Genomic DNA, 23,167 nt, shown 5'->3' with positions numbered 1-23,167 from the left:
CCGTTTTGTCAAAAGGAACCGTTCCTCCACGCATTTTAACAAATATACGGAAACCCTGTCATAAAAATATTGGGAAATTAATACAATTTTAATACATATTTTCTTTTCAATTCCGCAAAATAGTATTAAAATAACACTAAGCGGATTTTGCCGCGAAGGGATTTCAGGTCCGGTGCATCCGGTCCGTTTTATAGCAGTATAGCGCCCGGCCGTTCAGGGGTTACTTTTCTCAGGGGTTACTTTTCGTCTGAACCTGTCCGCAGGGTGCTGCTCAGCTTAATCACAGCCTTAAGAAAGGGGTATTTTACGATGGCCAGAAAGTCAAATGGATTTGGAAGATTACTCGCTGCAGCAGCTGTAGTCGGCGCAGCAGCGGCCGGCACCTATTACTACCTGAAAAACAGGGATTCCCGCGTCAATAATGACAGTGACGACAGCGGTGATGAATTTGATGACTTCGATGAGTTTGATGATGACGAACTCAACGATGACGATACGGACGCAGCCTCCTCCGCTGCCGGAGAGACACAGGAGAATGCGGATGCAGGCAAGGAACAGGAGACACACTCCTCCGAGGCCCATACGGAAGGAAACCGTTCCTATGTTTCTCTTGATTTGAAGAAAGCGAAGGAAAAGGCGGACGCCCTTCTCAATAATGTTTCTGAAAAGGTGGAAGACACCGTTCAGAAAATCAAAGCCTCCGAAGAATATGAGACGGTGACAAGCAAGGTGGACGAGGCGGTTACCAAGCTGAAGAATTCCGAAGAGTTTGAGTCGGTCACCCACAAAATAAATGACGCGGTAGAGAGAATTAAGAACAGCAATGAATACGCCAATGTTGACGAACAGATGGAATCCGCCCTCAATAAGGTTAAGGAAGCCACGGAAAAGGCAGTCAGCAAGGTCGGCCAGAAAATAAATGCGACCATGGGCGCTGCGGAAGATATGGCCGGAAAGGCCGACAGCTCCACTTTCGAAGACGGCGAAAATACTACCGATGAATCAGCAGCTCCTTCCCCGGAACCGGCACAGGCGGATGACACTGTCAAAGAAGCGGCGGATGACATTACAGACAGCGTTAAGGATGCTGCAGACATCAGCAGTACCGCCCGTGAAGCGGCGGAAAATGATAACAACACTGAGGATGGCACTGAAATTTAACACTGCGGATTAAAATTACATTAAAATAATCAATATTTACGGGAGCCGTTCCTTTGAGCGGCTCCCGTATTTTATCCGGCGATAAAAATTATTATCCTACCACGCAATCTCCCTGAAAAAACGATCACGCATTACAAGCCTGTTTTCATCTGAATGTACAACAGGCTCTCCCGGGTCAAAGCAGAAATCCAGCCCGATATATTCTCCCGGGCCAATGCCCGCTCCATTTTCCCCTAAAGCATAGCACCGCATCGTAAAGCCCAGCGGCCGCAACCTGTTAAACAGAAGCTTTGCCTGCATATTAAGCCCGCTAAGGAGCATATGCGCGGCAAAATCCTGCCTGTCTACACACCAGTTGATGCTGGAACAGGCGTGGGTAAGAAAAGCAATACGTTTTTCTCCGCCTCTGTCCAGCGCCGGGATGCTCCGCTCCAAAACCTCATGGATTTCCGCAATTCTCCCGGCTGCAAATTCCGCTGTTTTCTCATAATCATGGCCGCTTCCTACCGCACCGTCACAAGCTCCATAATCCGTATCCGGGCAGATAACGAGCAGATCCAGAGTCCTTCTCTCCAGCTGCTGCAAAGCTTCCTCTGTCATTTCACCCGTCACTGCGCCGTCCACCTGATAACCGTTTTTTTGCAGCCAGTCCGCTGCCCGCCTGGCCCCGGGCATTTTCATATCAAACAGGAACGCTGTTTTCATCACTTTTCTCCTCTCCCGCCCATCAGAAGGGCCAAACCTCTCCCTTAATATCCGTCATGACAAGCGCATCCTCAAAGCTGCGCTCCTGCGTAAACTGCCGGAAGGCAGCCGCTGCCGACTCCTCAGGTTCATAATGCCCCCGGTCCGCCTTTTTCCCTGACATATAAGATCGCACCCAGCCGGGATGATAAACCCGGAAGGTGTACCCTTCGGGACGCAGTTCATTGAACATCAGGCGCACCGTCATATTCAGCATCGCTTTGGAAACGCAATAGGAGGTGTCTCCATCCCCAGTCCTGTGAAGCATGGAAATACTCCCCGCTTCCGAAGAAAAGAAACACAGCCTCCGCCTGCCCGCCTTCATCAGCGGCAGAAACAGCTCCACAGTGCGCAGCGTCCCCACGGTATTCGTATTCAGCGTATCGTAAAATCCCTTTCTGCTGTCATCCCGGATGATTCCCGCACAGTTCACCAGAATGTCGATCCTATCCACAAGCTCCGAAGCTGTCCTGACCGCCTCCTGTACCGAAGCCGTATCAGACACATCCAAAAGAATGCATTCCACCTGTCCGGGGTATTTCTCCGCAAGCTCTGCAAGCGCTCCCCATTCAGGCATATACTGCCCCGCCAGCACCCGGAAGCCATGCGCGGCAAACTCTTCACACAGTGCAAAGCCCACTCCCCTGTCCGCTCCGGTGATAAATACATTTTCCATAACCCTGCAAGCCCTCCCCTTATAAAAAAGTTAATGTATCAACCTTTTGTTTTATTTACTGTTCATCTTATTCCTTATTGCAGAAAAAACTCACTTCACACCGCCTGCACACCAGAAAACCGCATTTCTGACAAGCTTCCGATATTCTTCATTCTCCCACACAGAGAGTATATGACCTGGTGTCAGGACACAGAGACGCCCCTTGCCTATGCTTCTCACATACCCTCCCATCTGCTTCCCTCCGCTCTCCGATACCGTTGAAAGAAGAGGCAGGATATCCGCCGCCAGATGATCCAGCTCATAATGCTCATCCCTGATTTCAAAATCATGTACGCCCTCTGTTACAGGATGTGTTCTGTCAACCGTTACCCTGACCGTACATCTGGGCGGATGCTTAACAAAGCTGTTCCCCACAAAATCCGTGTAGGCTTTATTCTCCTCCGCCTTAAAACTGTTGCCCGCATGAAGGGAAAGGAATCCGCCGCCCGCTTCCACATACTCCCGCAGCTCCTCCGGCCCGGCCTCCGTCACTCCCTCCTCAAACCAGGGCGCATCATTTGCCCCGGTAAGCGCATTCCCCTTGGCATTGATCACCACCGGGTACCGGCCCAGAAATGCCGGTGTCAGAATATCCTTGGCATCCCGGACAAAATCAAGCGCATGCCCTTCCTCTGCCAGAAAAGCAAGCCCCCTTTCCACAACCTCCGCAGGATGCCATTTATCATCGCAAAGTATAAGTATTTTCATAGTCCCCTCCCTGAAGCCGTTTTCTACGGCTTCCATCATTTATTATTATTACCTTTTCCGAAATGCATAACTGTCTCCGGCTGGTTTTATCTTTAATCTATCACCTTCCTCCTCTCCTGTCCACCCGGTTCCTCCTGTTTTTCCCACCTTTACCATTCCCCTGTCATACTCCCACATTAGAAAGGTCACCATTCCCGTAAGAACTTCCCATGCCCCCCATGAAAACCTCATAAAAACCACAAAAAAAGCAGCAGCGCCACAGCCCAAAATTTCCGGCTGCAGTCACCGCTGCTTCCTGTTTTATACACATTCAATATAAACAATTGCTGATAACAACCAGTCACTCCCGGCAGAAGCCTTATTTATCCAGGACCTGCCTCTCACCTCCGGGCTGAGTAGTGTATATCGTAAACTTCTTCTCCGCGAAGTCCGCCTCCAGCTCCGCCGTATAGCCGTTGCTTTCTCTCACAATGACAAGTTTTCCGTCCTCGCATTCCTTCATGGCAAAGCTTCCGTCAAACGCCGGGAAGGAATTCCTGAATTCCATCAGCCGGATCAGCTTCTCCACAACAGGACGCTTCACCTCTTCGGCAATTTCCTCTTCCGTGTAATAATGACGGTTGATATTTCTTCCCACCTTGGTTTCTTCCAGAAGCTTCAGATCGTTCTTCCCCGCCATCAGGCCCACATAATATACCTGCGGAATGCCGGGTGCAAAGAACTGGACCGCCCTTGCCAGGAGATATGCGTCATCATCATCGCCCAGCGCAGAATAATAGGTACAGTTTACCTGATAAATATCCAGATTATTGTAAGCGGCGGTATTGTAGATTTTCTTCACATTCGCGCCGTATTTGAAAATATCCTCCTTTGTCCGGTTGATTTCCTCATCCGGAAGCAGATCCTTCACATCCACAACGCCGATTCCGTCATGGGTATCCAGGGTGGTGAACTGCTTTCTGGGGCAGATTTCCAGCCAGTGCTTCAGATACTTTGTCTGTCCGTAATACAGCGCATTGATAAGCAGCATGGGCAGCGCAAAATCATACACATAATAGCCCTTATCCTCTATTTTCTTCTGCATCGTGTAATGCTCATGGATCTCCGGAAGGATTTCCACCTGATAAGGCTTCAGGATATCCGTGCACTCATCCAGCAGCTCCCAGATTTCAGGTTCGATGAAAAAGCAGCTGGTTCCCGCCTTCTTGGTTGCATAGGCAAAGGCATCCAGGCGGATCATGGCAGCGCCGTGCCTGCACATCCCCACAAGATTGTCCCTGATAAATTTCTTCGCGGTTTCCGACTTGCAGTTGATATCGATCTGCTCCTCATCAAAGGTACACCAAACCTTTTCCGTCGTCCCGTCCGCAAAATGTGCGTCCACATAAGGCGCGCGCGGTTTTCTTTTATAAATCACATCCACCTGCTCCTGTGTGGGCTCGCCGCCTTCCCAGAAATCCTTATAGCGGATGAACAGATCCTTATATTCCGAATCCTCCTTTTTTGCAAGAAAATCCTTATAATACTCGCTCTGCGCTGAAATATGGTTAATCATATAGTCAAACATCAGATAATATTTGTCCGCCAGCCGTTCCACATCCTCCCAGCCGCCGAAGGCCGGATCCACTTTGGTATAATCCATGGGCGCAAAGCCCCTGTCCCCTGAAGAGGGAAAAAAGGGAAGAATATGGACGCCGCCCACTGCATCCCTGAAATATTCGGAAAGTATTTTCTCCAGATCCTTCAGATTATGCCCCATGGAATCGGAGTACGTTATCAACATGACTTTATTTTCTAATTTTTTCATTTTACTGCCGCCTTTCAAACTTTATCTTGTAGTTCCGCCCTCCACAAAAGTAACGGGCAGAATAATCCGCCTTTCCACAGGCTTTTTCTCAATCAGCTTGATGAGCGTGTCCACACAGGTCACTGCCATTTCCTTTACCGGCTGCGCGATGCTGGACACCGGGTAATCCCCCACGTTCAGGATACGGAGCCCGTCATAGCCTATGATCTGTACGTCTTCCGGCACACGGATCCCCATCGCAGTCAGCTGCTTCTCTACCACAATGGCATGTACGTCGGAGCTGGTAAAAATACCGTCGTACAGGAAGCTTCCGCCCTTTACGCACTGCTCCAGGAAGCTGTTAATTTTATTCATCTGCTGCTTGGACAGCGTGGTTTCCTCTCCGAAATCCATCCGGGTAGCCTCCACGCCTCCCTGCTCACAGGTATCCACAAACGCTTTCCCTCTCTTCAGGGTTTCCCCCTCCACATTGGAACCGTTTCTGATGTAAATTACATTTTTGCAGCCTGTATCTATAAACTTCTGAGCAGCCAGGCGGCCGCCCATTTCATTATCGCTGGACACACAGCATATCTGATGCTTGAAATGTCTGTCTATGGAAACCAGAGGCATATCCGCCTCCAGATATTCATCCGTATTGCTGTAGGTAACGGCAATCAGGCCGTCTACCTTGTTCTGTTTTGCCATATTGATATAGGCAAGCTCCCTGTCCTCATTACAATGGGAATTGCATACAAGCAGCTTATAGCCGACCGCCGCCAGCACCTGCTCCACATAGTTCACCAGCAGGGCAAAAAATGGGTTGATTAAATCCGGAACAATAATCGCCGCCGTAAATGTCTGCTGGGCCTTCAGACCCCTGGCATAGGTATTTACCTGATAGCCCAGCCTGTGTATGGATTCCTCCACCCTCCGCCGGTTGTCAGCCTTGACATACATATTATTCAATACCTTTGATACTGTTCCCACTGATACGCCGGCATCCGCCGCTACATCCTTAATCGTTACCATTCTTACTTACCTCCCAGTGAATATCCGTCCGTTTTTCCAGGAACCGTTAATTCATTAACGTTCCTCCAAAATTCGACACTCTTCCTGTCATCATGATACCTTGCCCTCACTGTAATGGCAATCAGAAACTTTCTTAAATCAGTATCTTTTTCATCCAGCAGGCGCTGACAGCAGCCGCCTTCACTTTCCCGCTTTCCATTACCGGAAGCCCTCCGCAGGAATAAATAACCTCCCAGGATCCCTCGCAGGGAACCTGGCATTCCTGCTCCTTTCCCGACGGATTAATGATAACAAGCACCTTTTCCTCTGCCGAGCTTCTTTCAAAAACAAGCGGATACGTATGATCTCCGGCATACAGAAATTCAATTTTTCCGTCTCCCTGCAGGGCGCTGTGGGCCTGTCGCACAGAAATAAGTTTTTTTACCGTATTGTACAAAGAATCCGTTTCCTCCATCTGGGAAGCCACATCGGGCCTGTCATTTCCCGGATCCAGAGGGATATAAAGCGCCTCAGCAGGCGCGCTGGAAAATCCTGCGTTGGTGGATTTATCCCACTGCATCGGGCTTCTGCTCCCGGTTCTCTCATAGCCGCCCTCCACAGAAACCAGATCCTCCACATAACGCATGCCGATTTCATCCCCGTAATACAGAAACGGCGCTCCCGGCAGCGCGTAGATAAAAGCATATGCCAGCTTCATCTGGCGTGTGTCCAGCTGTTTTGAAATCCGGATCATGTCATGGTTACCCGAGGGCATGCACATCATGCCTTTTCCTCCGGCCGCCTTCTCATTTTCCTGATAATGCTTCACAAATACGGAAATGTCCCCTTTTCCTTCTTCATTGAAAAAAGGATGCTCTGTCCGGAACAGATCCATATAACCGGTATCGCCGAAATGCAGGAAAAAATCCATATGAAAGCCTGCCTTCAGCGATATCTCCGGCCTGCCCCATTCCGATACCAGGACTGCTTCCGGGAACTCCCGATCCAGAAAAGACCTTACCTCCTGCCACAGCCGGATGGTTTCCGTCTTGTCATCATCATTTTTCACCAGAGAACCGGCCATATCCACTCGGAAGCCGTCACAGCCCAGGCCCAGCCAGAAGCGCATGATATTCATCAGCTCCTCCCTGGAAGCCCGCGGCCCCGGCGCGTCCACCGGCTGCTGCCACGCTGGATCATCTATCCTGGCAAAGCCGTAATTTAACGCCGGCTGCGTACTGAAGCAGTTTACCCCGCAGGTTCCGTACCTGGGGGAAATCCCCCGAAGGATGCTCACGATCCCCCGGACATTTTCCATCCGCTTATAGGGACTGTCCGTCCACACATACCGGTCAGTATACTCGTTTTTTTCTGCCTTCATGGATTCCAGGAACCAGGGATGCGTCACTGCCGTATGCCCCGGCACCAGATCCAACAAAACATGCATCCCATAAGAATGCGCCTTTTCAAATAACCGCTTCAAGTCCTCATTGGTTCCGTATCTGGGAGCTACCCTGTAGTAATCCGCCACATCATACCCCGCATCATAAAAAGGAGAATCAAAGCAGGGATTGATCCAGATGGCGTTCATCCCCAGCTCCCTGATATAATCAAGCTTCTCCATCAGGCCGGGAATGTCTCCGATGCCGTCTCCATTGCTGTCCTTAAAGCTCTGAGGATACACCTCATAAAATATTGCTTTTTTTAACCATTCAGCCATATTCTGCTCCCACTGTCCCGTACCATCACGGTTACATTTTTTTATATATCGTGTAAAGGGCTTACCCACACCGCCGTCCGCCGGGACAGCGGGTGAAGAACCGGGAAAAAGCCCTTTCCGTAAAAAATCAGGATTTTACCGCACCGGCAACCACTCCTGCGATAATGTACTTCTGCAGGAACAGATAAAGGATGATTACCGGAATGACAACCATAATCAGGGACGCCATAATCAGTCCCAAATCCGAAGAATAGGTGCCATAGAACATCTGTGTTGCGATGGGCAGTGTATACAGCTCCTTCTTTGTCAAAATCAGGGAAGGAAGAAGGAAGTCATTCCACAGGGCCATGGCATACAGGATAACCAGCGTCGCCGTGGTAGGCTTAAGCAGCGGCAACACTACCCGGAAAAAGGTCTGATGCCTGGAGCAGCCGTCAAGCCGCGCCGCTTCCTCCAGCGACAAAGGGATACTGCTCTTGATGAAGCCGTGGTACATGAATACAGACATGGCCGTGGAAAATCCCACATGCATCAGAATCAGCGTCAGTCTGTGGTTCAGCAGGTGCAGCTGTCCGCCGTAAATGGAAACCAGCGGAATCATGATTACCTGGAACGGAATTACCATGGAAGCAATCATCAGGGAAAAGAAAATTTTATTCAGCTTGTAATCAGTACGCACGAAAATGTATGCGCACATGGAAGAAACAATGATTATCAAAAGAACGCTGATGCCCGTGATGCACAGGGAGTTCATAAACGTCCTGGGGAAATTCATTTTCGTAAAGGCCTGCAGATAGTTGGTAACGGATGCGCCGTTGGTTCCAATCAGGGCAAGAGGTTCCTTGATAATATCTCTTTTTGTCTTAAAGGAGTTGATTACCACCATAACAAAGGGGAACATGTAGATGATAAAGCATGCCAGCAATACGATCATCTTTAATACCAAAGAGACTTTTTTCTTAATAAATCCTTTTGTATTCAGATCCATTATGCTTCTACCTCCTTACTCTTACCGATGAATGCCTGCGTAACTGCGATAATTGCAATTACAAGGAACAGGATTAGGGCTTCCGCCTGGCCAAGGCCGTATTTCTTGGATGAGAATGCCATATTGTAAACGTACATGGCCGCCAGGGTTGTGGAACCGTAAGGGCCGCCTTCCGTCAGGGATATGTTCACATCGTAGGTTACAAATGCCCTCGTGATTGCAAGGAAGAAACAGATGGTAAAGGTTCCTGCCATCATGGGGAGGGTGATATAACGCGTGGTTTTCTTTTCATCACAGCCGTCGATCTTGGCCGCTTCCTTCAGGTCATCGGATACGCCCATAAGGCCTGCGATATAAATCAGCATCAGATAACCGGACAGCTGCCACACTGTTACGATAATCAATGCCCAGAAGGCCTTGATCGGGTCGGACAGCCAGGAGGTGGAAAACAGGCTGAAGCCTGTGGCATCGCCGATTACAAGAATCGCCTGTTTGAATACGAATTGCCAGATATAACCAAGTACGATACCGCCAATCAGGTTAGGGGTAAAAAATGCCGCCCGGAAAAAATTACTTCCTTTTATTTTGCTCGTCACCAGATATGCCAGGCCAAAGGCCACCACATTGGCGAGGATTACGGCAACAAAGGCATACAGGATGGTCCTTCCCAGGGAAACCCAAAAGCTTCCATCCTGGAACAGCGCCACATAATTTTCCAGCCCTACGAAGGGAATGCTGCTGGAAATACCGTCCCAGCCCGTGAAGGTCAGATAAAGACCAAACAGGAAGGGGACAATGACTACTGCTGAAAACAATATTACAGCAGGACCCGCAAAGCTGAGAAACATCATCGCTTTGTAATGGAACTTATTCTGATTCTGCATTGAATCGCTCCTCTCTTCTCTATGGGAGAACCCGGAGCGCGTCTGAAAACTACAGGAGCCGGTGTGATGCCCTGCCCACAATCCGCTGTTAATAATTTTCAGACACGCCCCGGAAAAAAGGGCCGGACCCTTTCAGATCCGGCCCTTCGTTTTCAGCCATATTTCAAAAAATATACCTATTTACTGTGCCTTCCAGTATGCCGCAATGTTGTCTGCAAGCTGGTCCCTGCTTTCCTGGCCGCCCAGGTATTTCTGCATCTCGGCGCCCATTTCTTTCCAGTGGTCTCCGGGATATTCCGGATATCCGGGAATCAGGTTGCCTTCATTTGCATAGCTCTGTACGGAACGTCCCATGGGATTGGTTACTTCCATGGCGATATTGGAGAATGCGGGAACAAGGCTGCACTGGTTTACAAGGAAATCCTGTCCTTTTTCATCATATACAAGCCAGTTCAGGAAATCTTTTGCTGCCTGCTGCTGTGCTTCGCTGTTGTACTTGGTATCAATCATGCAGTACTTGCTTGCGCCGCCGGCCAGCTTGTCAACTGCACCGTTGGAGCTGTCAGGCTGTGCTACGGGCATAATTCCGTATTCGCTTCCTTCTACCGCAAAGTCTGACATTTCAGCCCATGCCCAGTTTCCGTTGAACCAGAATGCAATGTCGCCTTCTGCCAGGGAAACAGCGTTGTTGTTGTAATCAGCTGCCAGAGGATCCGCGCCGTTCATATTGTATTTCATTAATACATCAAAGGTATCCATGAGGGAGTTCCATCTTGCATTGGTCTTCAAATCTTCAGTACCTGCCTTCAGGCCGTCAAGGAATGCTGTTGCGCCTTCCAGGGTGCCGTCCTGTTCCTCATATACCTGTGTCAGATAATGTCCGCCCAGTGACCAGTCTTCCATATTCAGGGCAACCGGTGTTTCCATGCCGCCGGCAACCAGCTTGTCAAGCAGTGCGGTAAAGTCATCCAGGGATTTCACAGCCGTAGGGTCAAAGGCCTCTCCCGTAGCCGCTTCAATTGCTGTCTTGTTATACATAAGGCCGCGGGCTTCAATACAGAAGGGGAAGCCAATCAGCCTGCCGTTGTAATTGCATCCGTAATCGGAGCCGCCGTCCTTGGCCCAGTCTTCGCCTGACAGGTCCAGCGCATATTCATCCAGCATAATGATATCCTGAATGTCTCCCATGAAGATGGTCGGTACTTCGCCGGAAGCATATCTCTTGGTAATATCCTGGGAAGGTGAATCGCCGACGGTTACGGAAACCTCTACATCCACGCCTGTCAGCTCTTTATATTCCTGTGCCAGCTCTTCCCACTGTGTCTGAATCTCGCTCTTGGTATTCAGAATGGTAATCTTCACACCGTCCGTGGATGTATTCGTGGAAGCTGCCGCGCTTCCTTCCTCCACAGCTGCTGCACTGTCTCCCGCTGCTGTGCTCTCACCTGTGGATGAGCTGCTCCCGCCGCATCCTGCAAGCACTGTTGCCACCATGGCAACTGAAAGAATTGCACTGAGTAATTTCTTCTTCATCTTCTTACTCCTCCTTAAAATTGGGTAGCAGATATCTCTTCTGCTTACTGATTACAATTATGTCACATTTACTCTGTAATAATTGTCTGCATGAACTTGAATCGATTCATATCGTGCTTTAACAATACCACCCTGCAATATAATTGTCAATAACTTATTTTAATTTTTTTGTATATAAATGATATTTTTATATATTCAGCCTCATAAAATACATCTATAATTGTGCACTTTGAAAATATAAAACGATTCATAAATTGTTATTTTACATTTTTGCACCATTTTGTGAATCGATTCACTTATTGTTGATATTTTATACGCCTGCAACGGAAGCATTAAGCCTGTAGAATCACCGTTTCTTCCTTCCCCGGCAGCCGCATTTCCTCTTCGTCAGGCTCGTCATCTGCCGGATAAAATAAGTATCCGGCAGTAATTTTTTTACTTTTGAAATCAATTGTGGAAAAAAAGTGAACTTTACATACAAGTGAAACAGACACAGATGTGACAGATTTTTACCCGATAAAAAATACGCCGGCTTATACTGCTTCCTGTAAAAACAGGCACGAAAGTATAACCGGCTATATCATATTATCATATAACAGTCCGCAACAGATTACATCATGAATTTTTGCCATACATCTTTGCCATACATCAGTCCGGCAATGTATCAGGTAGTCTCCCTGCGTATCAGAGTAACCGGAAGGGTTGTACGGCTTGGCACCAGTTCATTACGGTTTGCCCGGATAAGCATCTCCACCGCAAGCTGTGCCATTTCGTCCACAGGCTGCCGGATCGTGGTAATGCTCGGTGTGGTCATGGAAGCGAGGCCGCAGTCGTCAAAGCCCACCACCTTCACCTGCTCCGGAATACGGATCCCCTTTTTGCCGCAGATCTGTATGACCTGAGCGGCAATAACGTCGCTGCTTGCAAAAATACCGTCAATCTCCGGATGAGCCTCCAGTATCTTTTCTATATAGCTGTGATAATCCAGGGAAGCATATAACCCGGCATCCTTTTCCCGTCCCGGATCCAGAAACTCCAGGCCCTCGCGCAGACAAACCTCCATGAAGCCCAGCGCTCTGTCATCAGCGGGCATATTTTCCTCATTTTCTCCGCCCAGATATACCACTTTCCTGCAACCGCGCTCTAAAAGGTGTTTAGCCGCCAGACGGCCACCCTGGCGGTTATCACATTCCACCGCAGCCGTCCCGCTTTCAAGAAACCGTTCCACCGTAACCAGCGGCACGCCCAGTCCTTCAAAACACTGCGTTTCCACCCTGCCGCTGCACAGAATAATTCCTGCCACACGGCTGCCCTTACACATTTCCAGGTATCTGTCCTCTTTTTCGTCCCGCTCTCCGGAATTAAAAAGAAGAAGCTTATAGCCGCTTTTGTAAGCCGCCGTTTCCAGACTGCTCAGAAGTCTGGCAAAATAAGGATGATCAATGTGAGGCACAATCACACCGATTGTATTTGTCGTCTGTTTGGAAAGGGATCTTGCAAGCTCATTGGGCTGATAATTCAGCCTCTTCATCGCTTCATAAACCCTTTCCCTCGCATCTGCGCTGATATAGCCGCGATTATTCAATACTCTGGAAACCGTGCTTACAGTCAGCCCGGTTTCCTTCGCCACATCCTTCAGTGTTGCCATACTCTCCTCCGGTCAGCCGCTTTCAAATGCCGCTTTTTCAATCCTTTACCTGAATTTTTATTTATTATACGTAATTGTTCAGTATCCCTCACAGTTACTGCTAAAATCCATTCTAAATCACCTTTGGCGATGGATTTCAGCGCTCCTGAAGCACTTCCTTACAGTTATAATGTCGTCTCAGCATTATTATATCATAAAGAAGGAAAGGCGCAATCTTCTGTTCCAAATGCAGACCGTTGCCATAAAAGGCTGCCGCAACGCAAATCCCAGGCTGCATCTCCCAAAAACCACACTTTTTCCTCACATAGTTTTCTATAACAAAAAAAACCGTATGGGTCATCGCTGGCCCATCCGGATTATGAAAAAGAAGGGGGGGGTTAGGGACGTTCCTCCGGGGGGAATCCTTTGGAGCGCCCCTTATTTCTATGGTAACGATATCTTCCGGGTTGAAAGATATCGGGAGGGGGCTGTTTACAGCAAGACAATTTATTTATAAAAAAGGGGGGGTTCACCGCCGTCAAACAACTGTCCAAACACAAAGAAAAGGGAGGGGGAAAAAGTGTTCTATGGAGCTGTTCTGGGGAGACAGCGGTGTTTTTATTGGGGTATGTCTTACTGTGCTTAGATAATAACATGGTTTTTTTTCTATGTCAATCGGTTGTCATAAGAATCGTTGTTTTCCACAAGTGTTTCCTTTTTCAGATTCAGTTTTTGTTAATTTTTTAACCCTCTTTTTTTCACCACTTGTGCCGTTTTCCGCACTTTGTCATGTTTCTTTCTGGAATCAGCGCCGAATTTGTCCGATTTTTCTCCGACAGTTTCTTATGACAAGCGGTTGACATTCCTTATTTACATAAAATTTATCTGTATTTTTGCAGGTCCAGCCGCTCATATTGCTCTGTCGGCGCATCATGGGCTTCCATCTGTTTAGCCAGTTCCCTGCATAGCCGCTCCTCCAGGGCTTCATTTTCTATCGGCGCAAGCTGCCCTGGATCCTCCAGGGTATCATACAGGCGGCTGATACCCAGATCCAGATAAGGCGGCTCCTCATGCTCCTGAACCAGCTGCAGCCGGTAAACCGGAATAGGACACTGCTTCAAATACCTCCCGCAAGTAACAACCTGGGGCGTATCGCAGCCAAGGTAGCGTTCATAGGTGGTAAGCGAAGCCATGTAGGCATTCAGGGGTGCATTTCCTTTCCCTGCTGTCCGGAAATAGGTATATCTTCCGTCTGTAATATTCACAGGCTGGCCGAACCAGCCATAAATTGCGTAATCCCTGATTTTTTCCGCTTCCCCTTTTATCAGAGGCATCCACGATTTACCATGGATAGGAGTGCGGTATATCTGCGCATCCACGCCAAAGCATTCCAGAAGGGTGGGAAACAGATCAGTATTCTGGGTAAGAGCTCCAATGTGTTCTCCCGCCCTGAAATCCCCAGGCATATGGACCAGAAGCGGTATTCTGCACATCTCATCCCATGCATGATATCTGTTTTTACCAGTCACTCCATGTTCTCCCAGCATATGTCCGTGATCTGAGGTAAAAATAATACAGGTATCCTCCCACATACCCTGCCTGTCAATCTCATCCAGCAGCTTGCCCAGCCATTTATCCGCCATGGAAAGCGTAGCGCAGTACTGGTTTCTCAGGTGTTCCACCGCTTCCGGCGTTTCCTGATCATTCAGTGCGCTATAGCGCGGCCATTCGTAAAAACCATCAAAGTCATCGGGATACATAGCCCGGAATTCCTCCGATGCGTCAAAAGGCTCATGGGGATCAAAAGCCTCCACAGTCAGGAAAAAATTATCTTCGCCTTCATTCTGCTGCAACCAGTCCACAGCCGAGGCAAAGGTTCTTGGCGTCGGCCGGTCTGCATCGGTATGAAAACGGGTGCGGTTACACTGATACTGGCGGAACACCGTACCAAGATGAGGCTCCGGACTGCCGGGATCGCGGATGCTGGAAACCCATACATCAGTCTCCTGCCCCCTCTGGAAATCCCAGGTCTGATACTGCTGGAGGTATCCTTCCCCGCCAATCTCCATGTAATGGCTGTGATCCGTAACTATATGGGTAAAAATTCCGTTTTCCCGCAGAATACGCGGAAGTGTCACATCGTAAGGCTCCACCGGTCCCCATCCCCTCTCCAGGAAGTTCACTCTGCCAGTGAGAATATCCCGCCTGGCCGGCATACAGGGCGCCGAGGCAATAAAATGATTATCAAAAACCAGGCTTCTTTCCGCCAGTCTGTCTATATTGGGCGTTGAGGCCTTTGCTTCCGGTCGGTACAGTCTCAGCATATGCCTGCAGCAGGTATCCATCATAATCAGAATTGCTTTCATATTCTGTCTTCCCTTCCGCCCGCTGCTGCATTTTCAAAAAAGCTGCAGCAGGCTTACCTTAATGGCCCTTCCGGAAATACCTCCAAAGCTAATCTGAAGGACTGACCGGAAAGGCCGGTTTTTTTATTTATTTGGAAGCAATAAATGCATCCAGCTGTGCCTGTTTTTCCTGAATTACCTTGTCAAGACCAGCCTTCTTCAAAGCTTCGTTCATTTCAGGAATGGCGGTTTCGGGATCAACAGCACCTGAACCAATGGCATCGATATATTTGTCTCTCACATTGGTGAGCGCAGAAATCTCCGTCAGCACCTTGGAATTGTCAAAGATAAAGCCTGTGGAAATCAGCGGTTCGGCAGAATTGAACTCTCTATATTCATCCCAGATAGAAGGATCGTTTCCCTCCCACACATAGGCAATGGTCTGGTTTGGCATTTCATACCCCATATTAAGGCCATAGGTTTTATTCTGTACATTGACGCCTTCCGGATAGGTAATAATGCCTTTTTCCTTGTCAGCAAATACATAATGCTTTCCTTCGATTCCCCAGTTGAACAGATTCATCAGCTCAGGGCTGGAATACATATAATCCAAAACCTGCATAACGCGTTCGGGGTATTTACAGTTTTTACCGATGCCCCATCCAATCCAGGCCATCTGAGAGGTAGCGCGGAATGTATCGGTAAGAGGTGCGTAAACCATTTCATAGCCGGTATCCAGGGAGTCCTGCAAATCCACACCGGGCTTGGTGGGCGTAAAATAGGAAAATGCGGTTCCCGCTTTCACCTGCGGCTTCTTACCATCATTCATGGTTGCACAGTCCTTGGAAATGTAGCCCTTCTGCGCATACTCATAGATGACCTGTGCATTGTGCTTAAACTGCTCTGTTTCATAATAATTTACCACCTTGCCGTCTTTATCCTCCGGCATAATCACACCGAAGCCGTCGGAAAGATTGTCACACCATATAGACGCCACAGCAGGCGTTTCCCCTTTTCTGCCCGCCAGCATAACCATTTCCGGATGCGCCGCCTTTACCTTTTCATAAACTGGACCCAGATCGTCGATGGAATGGATATCATCCACGGTAAAACCGGCTTCCTCCAGCATATCCTTCCTCATCATAACCGCAGCATCCACGGAATACTCCTTGAATACGGGAACGCCATAAATTCTGCCGCCCACATTGCAGACATTGAGTGTATCCTCTCCAAGCACCTCTTTCATGTTCTTACCATACTTATCAATCAAATCCTTCATATCAATGATCTGGCCGTTATTCAAATAGCTGGCACCATTGCCATAAATAACAGGGACCATGTCTAACGGCTCATCCCCGGAAAGCATCAGATTCAGCTTCTGCGTGTACTCTCCCCAGGAAAATCCGATGATATCAATTGTGCAATTGAATTTCGGCTGCAGGATTTTGTTCATTTCCGCTTCCACCAGATCTGTATCCTGATAGGTGGCCCCGATATAGGCCCAGGTAATAGTGTATGGCTCCAAAGCATCTGCCCCGCTCCCCTGCGCCGCTGCACTTTCCGGGTTTTCCGTACCTGCTGTCTGTGAGGCGGTGCCGTTGTCAGCCGTTTTTCCGCCGCAGCCTGCCGCTGAGAGCACCATAGCCGCCGAAAGCAGGACAGCCATTGCTTTTTTGATAAATTTTTTCTTTTTCATTTCCCAGTCTCCTTTTTCTTATCTGTAATATTCTTCATTTTAATTTATCTGCCTGCTGATACAGACAGAATTTCTTACTGTAATACCGTGTGCGGACTATTTTAGCCACCACTCCGACACGACAGTGGCATACAAACGGCGGGAATCTCTTTTCCGGGCATACTTAGCCCTTTACGGCCCCCAGCGCAATCCCCTTCTGGAAATACTTCTGCAGGAAAGGATAGATAACAAGCATCGGCAGCATCGCCACGAAGGCAATAGCCATCCGAACCGAAGTGGAAGGCAGCTGGGAAAGATCCGCGCTGACGGAACCTGCCACCGAATTGGAAGACAGAAATTCTATCTTTGATATCATTTCGTTAAGCAGGTTTTGGATGCTGTAAAGCGCATAACCCTTATCCCCCGACAGATAGTACAGACCGTTCGTCCAGTCATTCCAGTAGCTCAATGCCGAAAATAAGCCCATGGTCACCATGATTGGCTTCCCCAGCGGCACCACGATGGAAGAAAAAATTTTCATATGTCCCGCCCCATCAATCTTGGCAGCTTCATACAACGCTTCCGGTATGCTTGTCTGGTAAAAGGTCCTGATAAGCAGAACATTCATGGCACTCATTAAAAAATTAGGTACTATCAGCGCAAACAGTGTATTTTTGATATGAAAGGTTCCCGTATACATCAGGTAGGTGGGAACCAGGCCGCCGTTAAAAAGCATAGTGAAAAATACGTAAAATGTCAGCGCCGTTTTCCCCGGCAGCTCCTTCAAAGACAAACCATAGGCCAGCAGGGAAGAGAGCATGATGTTGATAAAGGTACCGATAGCCGTAACTAGTATGGTAATACCGTAAGCCCTGAAAATCTGCCCTTTTTGATTCCAGATGTAGGCATAAGCCGAAAGGCTGAACTTTTCCGGCAGAAAGGCATAGCCATTCTGAATCAGCGTATTTTCCTCCGTAATGGATGACATGAACAGAAGAAGAAAGGGCAGTATAACGCAGGCTGTCATCAGAAGAAGTATGCTATTGGCAAATATCTGAAATTTGCGGTTGTGTCGTGTCATTTTATCTGTTCCTCCTTAGAACAGCGCATTTTCTGCGCTCGTCTTCCTCACAATCAGATTGGATATCATTACAAGGATAAAGCCAACCACCGACTGATAAAAGCCCGCAGCTGCTGCCATGCCGGAATTGCCAAGCTGAAGCAGCGCCCGGTAGACGTAGGTGTCGATGACATTCGTCGTATCGTAGAGCTGTCCTGAATTCATGGGCACCTGGTAAAAAAGGCCGAAATCCGCATAAAAAATCTTTCCGATATTCAGCAGTGTCAGTGTGATCACCGTTCCCTTCAGGCAGGGCAGCGTCACATGACGAATCTTCTTCCAAAGCCCTGCGCCGTCCAGGCTTGCGGCCTCGTACAGCGACTTGTCAATGCCGTTGATGGTGGAAATATATATCAGGCAGCCATAGCCAATCCCTTTCCACGTATGAACAAACACAAGAATGAAGGGCCAGTATTTCGGCTGTGTGTACCAGCTCACCGGCTCTTTTCCAAGCAGTGGCAGAATGGAGTTATTCACCAGCCCGTGTTCCGCTCCAAGAAAAGCATATACAATATAGCTGACAATGACAATCGACATCAGAAAAGGTACCAGGATAGCGCTCTGATACAGCTTTTTCAGTGTTTTGTCCGCCACCTCCGTAATCAGGATTGCCAGAAAAATCCCCAGAACAATACCGATTACAATAAAGGCCAGATTGTAAAGGATCGTATTTCTTGTAATTACCGCCGCTTCGTCCGTGGTGAAGAGGAATTCAAAATTCTTCAGCCCCACCCACGGGCTTTTCCAAATGCCCGTGGAAAAATTTACCTGCTTGAACGCTACCACAAGCCCTGCCATGGGCATATAGTTGTTGATGAACAGATACAGCAGGCCCGGCAGCATCATCAGATAGACCGGCAGGAATTTCTTCCATCTCCCTTTTCTTTTTATAACCTTAGTCTGCATCACAAACCTCCCAAGTTTCATTTCTGAAACGTTGTCTGCTTCATATTCCACCTGCGGCCTCCCGGGTTGTCTGCCATCAGGTGTATTCTTACTATACATCTGGAGGAAATGTGTTTCTAACACTATCCCGGACAAAAATGGCAAAATCCAGACATGGGGATGGTAAAAGAAAAGCCTGCCGCCGGAGTTTCCATGATTGCTTCGGGGCCAGGCTTTGTGATAGCAGAGAAATGTATATAGAACTGCACGGCTCCTGAGGTTATTGTAAATGAATCCGTTATGGACTTGCCTCGGTTCCGTTGGACGGGGCAGTTCTGTGGCTTTTCCGGTACTCATTCGGAGTCATTCCGGTATTTTTCCGGAAGAGTTTGGTAAAGTAGGAAAAATTGGTATAGCCTGCCTCCATGGCAATCTGGTTGACGGGCCTGGCTGTGGATGCCAGCAGTTGTCTGGCCTTGGCCATTTTTCGTTCGGTCAGATAGCTGCCGATGGAAAATCCGGTTTCCTGCTTGAAAAGTTTAGCCAGGTAATCGGCATTGAGGAATACCAGGGCGGCGAAGTCTTCCCGGGTCAGGTCTTCGTCAAGGTGTTCCTCAATGTAGTCCTTTATCGTGTCCACCACGGTTTTTTCCTGGTTGATGAACCGGATATACTGGGATACCTTACGGACAGCGCTTTCCGTGTATTTCCTGCAGTGGTGGAGGGAACGGAGGGCGTCGCGGTAGTCGGCGAACTCAGGTTCCTTCATAAGACGGTTCAGGGAAATATTCTTTTTATGGAGGGCGGAGTAAAGCATTTGCTGGAAATCCCCCAGGAAAAGCTTCAGCGTGTTAGCATTACAGTCTCCGCTGATGCCCAGACTTTTTTCATACAGGCTGATTTCCGTAAGCAGTCTGTCGGTTTCACCCTGAAGAAGAAGCTCCTCCCAGGCACGGAACGCAGGCTCCACATAAGGTATCTCTTTTTCCTCGTAGTCCGCGAGAAATTTAACCTTTTGTATGCCAAGGACATCGTCCTCCTGCATATGGATGACGGCGCGGGCTTCTAACGTAATTCCGGCCAGATTTTTTTCGCCGCCGATATAGCAGCTTACCTTGCTGTGCATGACGCGTTCTATCTGCCCGATATACTCTTCTCCCAGCCTTTGCAGGATTCCACGGCTGTCTTCCCAGGCACCGGATTCCGGGTGGGAAAGAACCATGTTCCATTGGGACGCATCCTCGGTATCGGTGCGGAAAAGCGCCTGTACCTCATAGCCCTCCCGGGAAAAAAGCTCCTGGGTAATGTTTCCCATAAGGAAATCGAACATCCCCCGCTCCAGCTTTTCGTAAATGGTCTCGTAGTCATATACGGAGATACAGATATAGAGAAAACGTTCTGTCTCTTCGTATTTTATACCGAATATTTCCGACCAGCGTGTAATGGATTTTTCATCCGCCTCCTCCAGAAGCAGTTTTTTCCAAAAGCTTTCTTTTCTGACCTCCCGGGAGGTGAGCCATTTTTCCAGGCCGGCATGATAGGCCTCTTCCCGGGAAATTTCTTCCGCTGCCCTGGTAAGAAGGCTTTCCAGCCTGGGAAACGAGACAGGCTTCAGAAGATAGTCAAAGCTCTGAAGGGTAACCGCCTTCTGTGCATAGGTAAAATCTGCATAGCTTGTGAGGAAAATGACCTTTGCCGCATTTCCCTGCCCCCTTGCCCATTCCACCAGATCAAGCCCGGATTCCTTTCCCATTTCAATATCGCAGAGTATGATCTGTATGGGGATATTTTCCATAATCTGTCTTGCAGAGGAGGCATCCAGCGCCGTGTAGATGCCGTCTATGCCTGTTTTTTCCCAGTCAATCATTGTTTTAACAGCCTCTACAATATAATAATCATCATCTACCAGAAGTATATTCATTGCTGTTTTCTTCTCCTTTAAGCACAATGGTAATAAGCACGCGCGCGCCGCCCTCTTCCCTGTTTTCAAAAAGGACACGGGCACTGGAGCCATAGATGCGGGACAGCCTCTGTATACAGTTCCGGATGCCGATGCGGGTTCCTTTCTCGGTTACAATATCCTTGTCCTGCCGGAGACTTTCCAGAACATTGTCTGAAAAACCAATGCCATTATCTTCAATTTTTATTTCCACAAATTCTTCGCCCTGCTGCTTTTTCCTGGCCGCCGCTGCCAGGATCTGTATGGTTTTTCCACTGCCGGCTGCGTATTTAACGGAGTTTTCCACAAAGGTATGCAGGAGAAGAGGCGGAATCTTAATATCCTCCAGCCCCTCCCCTTTTTCCAGATGGAAGGTCAGGCGGTCCTTGTAACGAATACGGCAGATTTCCAGGTAGTTGCCTACATGCTTCATCTCCTCCGTGAGGCAGACCATGTTGGAATCGGAACGGAAGATATAGCGGAAGTAGTCGGATACACAAGCTGAAAGCTGCTGTATGGTATCGTCCTCTCCCATCGCCGCCATATTATAAATGAGACTCATGCAGTTAATATAAAAATGAGGCTGTATCTGCAGATGCATATAATCAAGCTGCAGCTTCTGCTGGGCCAGCTGTTGTTCATACATCTGTATTTTCAATTCCTTCATTTGCCCGCAGATGCTTTGGAACAGTTCATTTGCCTCCGCCAGTTCTGCAATATCCACATTATCGAAATAGACATCCTGACTGTCCTCCCTGATTTTGGTCAGGTTGTCGCTGAAGTACTTCATAGGCTCTATCATACGTTTTTTTACCCGGTAGAGAAGAAGGGCTGCAATACAGATCCCCGCCAGAATAAACAAAATGATGATCAGCTGGAAAATCACCACATTTACCATGCTTCTGTTGTTCTGGACCACAACACTGATTCCGAAGCCGGCATAATCCAGCGGCTGATGGATCATGGTATATTTCATGCCGAAAACATTTTCATCCAGACGGCTTTTCCCGGTATCCGGATTATAAAAACCACTCTCCTTAAGCCTGTCCAGGCAGCCGCTGGGACGGCCATCCTCCGTCACCAGCGTCACGAAGGAATCCTTTCCCAGATGGATCACGTTGGCAGAATCCGCCAGCTTCTGCGCATCAATAAAACAGCAGGCATACCATTCGTCAAAAAAGATATAATTGAGCGCATACTGTTTTCCGTCAATGCCGGCAAGCCACCATTTCTTTCTGGCATTCAGCCCGCCTGCTTCGTAATCCGTCCTGATATATTGAGCCATATTTTCCTTCAGCGCGGCAAATTCTTTAATTTCCATTTCACCGCGCTCCGAGGAGGCAAAGTAATCCAGCTCTGGGTAATAAATGAAGAACTGGAAGTCCCCTCCCAGCTTGGTGCGGTAAAATTCCAGCTTTTCATTGATTTTCTGCACCGCCTGGATAAACAGCAGCTTATCCGAGGTGTAACGGGTCATCGCCACATCTTTGTCCTGAAAGACAAGTTCCCCCAAATAATCATTGATATCTCTGAAGGAGGCGTCCATCTGTGCCGCATAAAATTCCGTCGTTGACCGGATGGATTCCTCCGCCTGTTTTCTGATATAGCCTGACAAAAACGCGCTGACAATAATTCCCACCGCCACAATGCCCATAAGAACGGCTGCCATACGGAAAATCATTCTGCTCAGTGAAGTTTTGCCCGCTGCAGCCCGGGATATCTTTTCTTTTTTCATGGTGTAATCAATTCCTTCCGGTAATGGCCTTTCTGATAATTCGTTGTTCGTTTAAAAATACCGGCGTACAATATAACAGCAGCCCGGCAGGCTGCTGTTATATAAAGGCTTCCATATATTGGAGGAAACTCCGATCTCATTCAAATGCTCAGCGCTTCCCATGCATCTGGGCATGTTCCTTTTTCAGTTCTTCGAACAGCTGCAGGGAACTCCAGACCTGATTGGTTTCCGTAAGGACAGCCTTCAGGCCTACCCCAGCCAGTCCGTTCTGACGGAAGGCGTCCAGTGCCTTATCGATATCGTCTCCGATGAATCCCGCAAAAACCACCATTTCCTGCTCCAGCTGGGGGCCTTCATATACTTTTCCCAGCGGAAGGATTCCCGGTAGTCCGGCAAGATAGCCCAACGGATATCCGTATTCTTCCTTTTTTACTTCACGAATCCGAAACGGCAGCTTTTCCAGGGCTTTATGCGCCTGTGCCAGCCGGATTCCTTCAAAATGATACAGCAGGACCATTTTCTCCATATTCGCTCCCATCTGCGTGCCGGGCACGCGCTTCCTTGGCTGCGGCGGCTGAAGCTGCAGCGTTT

General features: G+C 48.5%; 18 protein-coding genes. 1 reads left to right on the top strand and 17 read right to left on the bottom strand.

Annotated elements, in window-relative coordinates; genetic code table 11:
• Positions 1–309: 309 nt before the first annotated feature.
• Positions 310–1,161, top strand: coding sequence for a hypothetical protein (locus tag HMPREF1548_RS19470; protein WP_021638205.1), 852 nt, complete (start codon positions 310–312; stop codon positions 1,159–1,161).
• A gap of 96 nt (positions 1,162–1,257) precedes the next feature.
• On the opposite strand, the gene HMPREF1548_RS19465 is transcribed toward HMPREF1548_RS19470, so the two are convergent.
• The 17 genes from HMPREF1548_RS19465 to HMPREF1548_RS19375 all read right to left on the bottom strand — a co-directional run bounded on the left by HMPREF1548_RS19465 (position 1,258) and on the right by HMPREF1548_RS19375 (position 23,102).
• A complete protein-coding gene (locus HMPREF1548_RS19465) occupies positions 1,258–1,866 on the bottom strand; it encodes a hypothetical protein (RefSeq protein ID WP_021638204.1) in 609 nt (202 codons plus the stop codon).
• 22 nt (positions 1,867–1,888) lie between these two features.
• On the bottom strand, positions 1,889–2,581 hold the full coding sequence (locus HMPREF1548_RS19460) for an SDR family NAD(P)-dependent oxidoreductase (RefSeq protein ID WP_021638203.1): 693 nt from the start codon (positions 2,579–2,581) through the stop codon (positions 1,889–1,891).
• A gap of 90 nt (positions 2,582–2,671) precedes the next feature.
• Positions 2,672–3,328 carry a ThuA domain-containing protein gene (locus HMPREF1548_RS19455; RefSeq protein WP_035323048.1) on the bottom strand — a complete coding sequence of 219 codons (657 nt, stop codon included), beginning with the start codon at positions 3,326–3,328 and terminating at the stop codon, positions 2,672–2,674.
• A gap of 358 nt (positions 3,329–3,686) precedes the next feature.
• The gene (gtfA, locus tag HMPREF1548_RS19445; protein ID WP_021638200.1) at positions 3,687–5,135 is read right to left on the bottom strand and encodes a sucrose phosphorylase; all 1,449 of its coding nucleotides are present in this window, start codon (positions 5,133–5,135) and stop codon (positions 3,687–3,689) included.
• A 21-nt stretch (positions 5,136–5,156) separates the two neighbouring features.
• Positions 5,157–6,146: a LacI family DNA-binding transcriptional regulator gene (locus HMPREF1548_RS19440; protein WP_021638199.1), complete on the bottom strand. Its 990-nt coding sequence runs from the start codon at positions 6,144–6,146 to the stop codon at positions 5,157–5,159.
• Positions 6,147–6,279: 133 nt separating this feature from the next.
• Positions 6,280–7,845 carry an alpha-amylase family glycosyl hydrolase gene (locus HMPREF1548_RS19435; RefSeq protein ID WP_035323000.1) on the bottom strand — a complete coding sequence of 522 codons (1,566 nt, stop codon included), beginning with the start codon at positions 7,843–7,845 and terminating at the stop codon, positions 6,280–6,282.
• A gap of 127 nt (positions 7,846–7,972) precedes the next feature.
• Positions 7,973–8,833: a carbohydrate ABC transporter permease gene (locus HMPREF1548_RS19430; protein ID WP_021638197.1), complete on the bottom strand. Its 861-nt coding sequence runs from the start codon at positions 8,831–8,833 to the stop codon at positions 7,973–7,975.
• Positions 8,833–9,717, bottom strand: coding sequence for a carbohydrate ABC transporter permease (locus HMPREF1548_RS19425; protein WP_021638196.1), 885 nt, complete (start codon positions 9,715–9,717; stop codon positions 8,833–8,835). Before HMPREF1548_RS19425 ends, HMPREF1548_RS19430 begins: the two co-directional genes overlap by 1 nt.
• Before the next feature lie 180 nt (positions 9,718–9,897).
• Positions 9,898–11,250 (bottom strand): ABC transporter substrate-binding protein, encoded by a 1,353-nt coding sequence (locus HMPREF1548_RS19420; RefSeq protein WP_021638195.1) that lies wholly within the window; start codon positions 11,248–11,250, stop codon positions 9,898–9,900.
• Positions 11,251–11,914: 664 nt separating this feature from the next.
• Positions 11,915–12,898: a LacI family DNA-binding transcriptional regulator gene (locus HMPREF1548_RS19415; RefSeq protein ID WP_021638192.1), complete on the bottom strand. Its 984-nt coding sequence runs from the start codon at positions 12,896–12,898 to the stop codon at positions 11,915–11,917.
• 860 nt (positions 12,899–13,758) lie between these two features.
• Positions 13,759–15,243, bottom strand: a complete 1,485-nt coding sequence (locus HMPREF1548_RS19405) for a sulfatase (RefSeq protein ID WP_021638189.1) — start codon at positions 15,241–15,243, stop codon at positions 13,759–13,761.
• A gap of 127 nt (positions 15,244–15,370) precedes the next feature.
• Entirely contained in the window at positions 15,371–16,918 is a 1,548-nt protein-coding gene (locus tag HMPREF1548_RS19400; protein WP_021638187.1) for an ABC transporter substrate-binding protein, read from the bottom strand.
• Between the two features lie 163 nt (positions 16,919–17,081).
• Positions 17,082–17,978, bottom strand: coding sequence for a carbohydrate ABC transporter permease (locus tag HMPREF1548_RS19395; protein WP_021638186.1), 897 nt, complete (start codon positions 17,976–17,978; stop codon positions 17,082–17,084).
• A 15-nt stretch (positions 17,979–17,993) separates the two neighbouring features.
• Positions 17,994–18,923: an ABC transporter permease gene (locus tag HMPREF1548_RS19390; RefSeq protein ID WP_025488796.1), complete on the bottom strand. Its 930-nt coding sequence runs from the start codon at positions 18,921–18,923 to the stop codon at positions 17,994–17,996.
• Between the two features lie 277 nt (positions 18,924–19,200).
• Positions 19,201–20,823: a response regulator transcription factor gene (locus HMPREF1548_RS19385; RefSeq protein WP_021638183.1), complete on the bottom strand. Its 1,623-nt coding sequence runs from the start codon at positions 20,821–20,823 to the stop codon at positions 19,201–19,203.
• A complete protein-coding gene (locus tag HMPREF1548_RS19380; RefSeq protein WP_021638182.1) occupies positions 20,801–22,576 on the bottom strand; it encodes a sensor histidine kinase in 1,776 nt (591 codons plus the stop codon). Before HMPREF1548_RS19380 ends, HMPREF1548_RS19385 begins: the two co-directional genes overlap by 23 nt.
• Before the next feature lie 148 nt (positions 22,577–22,724).
• Positions 22,725–23,102 carry a DUF3783 domain-containing protein gene (locus tag HMPREF1548_RS19375; protein WP_025488793.1) on the bottom strand — a complete coding sequence of 126 codons (378 nt, stop codon included), beginning with the start codon at positions 23,100–23,102 and terminating at the stop codon, positions 22,725–22,727.
• Between the last annotated feature and the right edge of the window lie 65 nt (positions 23,103–23,167).

The organism is Clostridium sp. KLE 1755 (assembly GCF_000466465.2).
GTDB classification, from domain to species: Bacteria; Bacillota; Clostridia; order Lachnospirales; family Lachnospiraceae; genus Eisenbergiella; species Eisenbergiella porci.
Note: the sequence above shows the minus strand (reverse complement) of the source record. Positions and strands in the feature narration are given on the sequence as shown.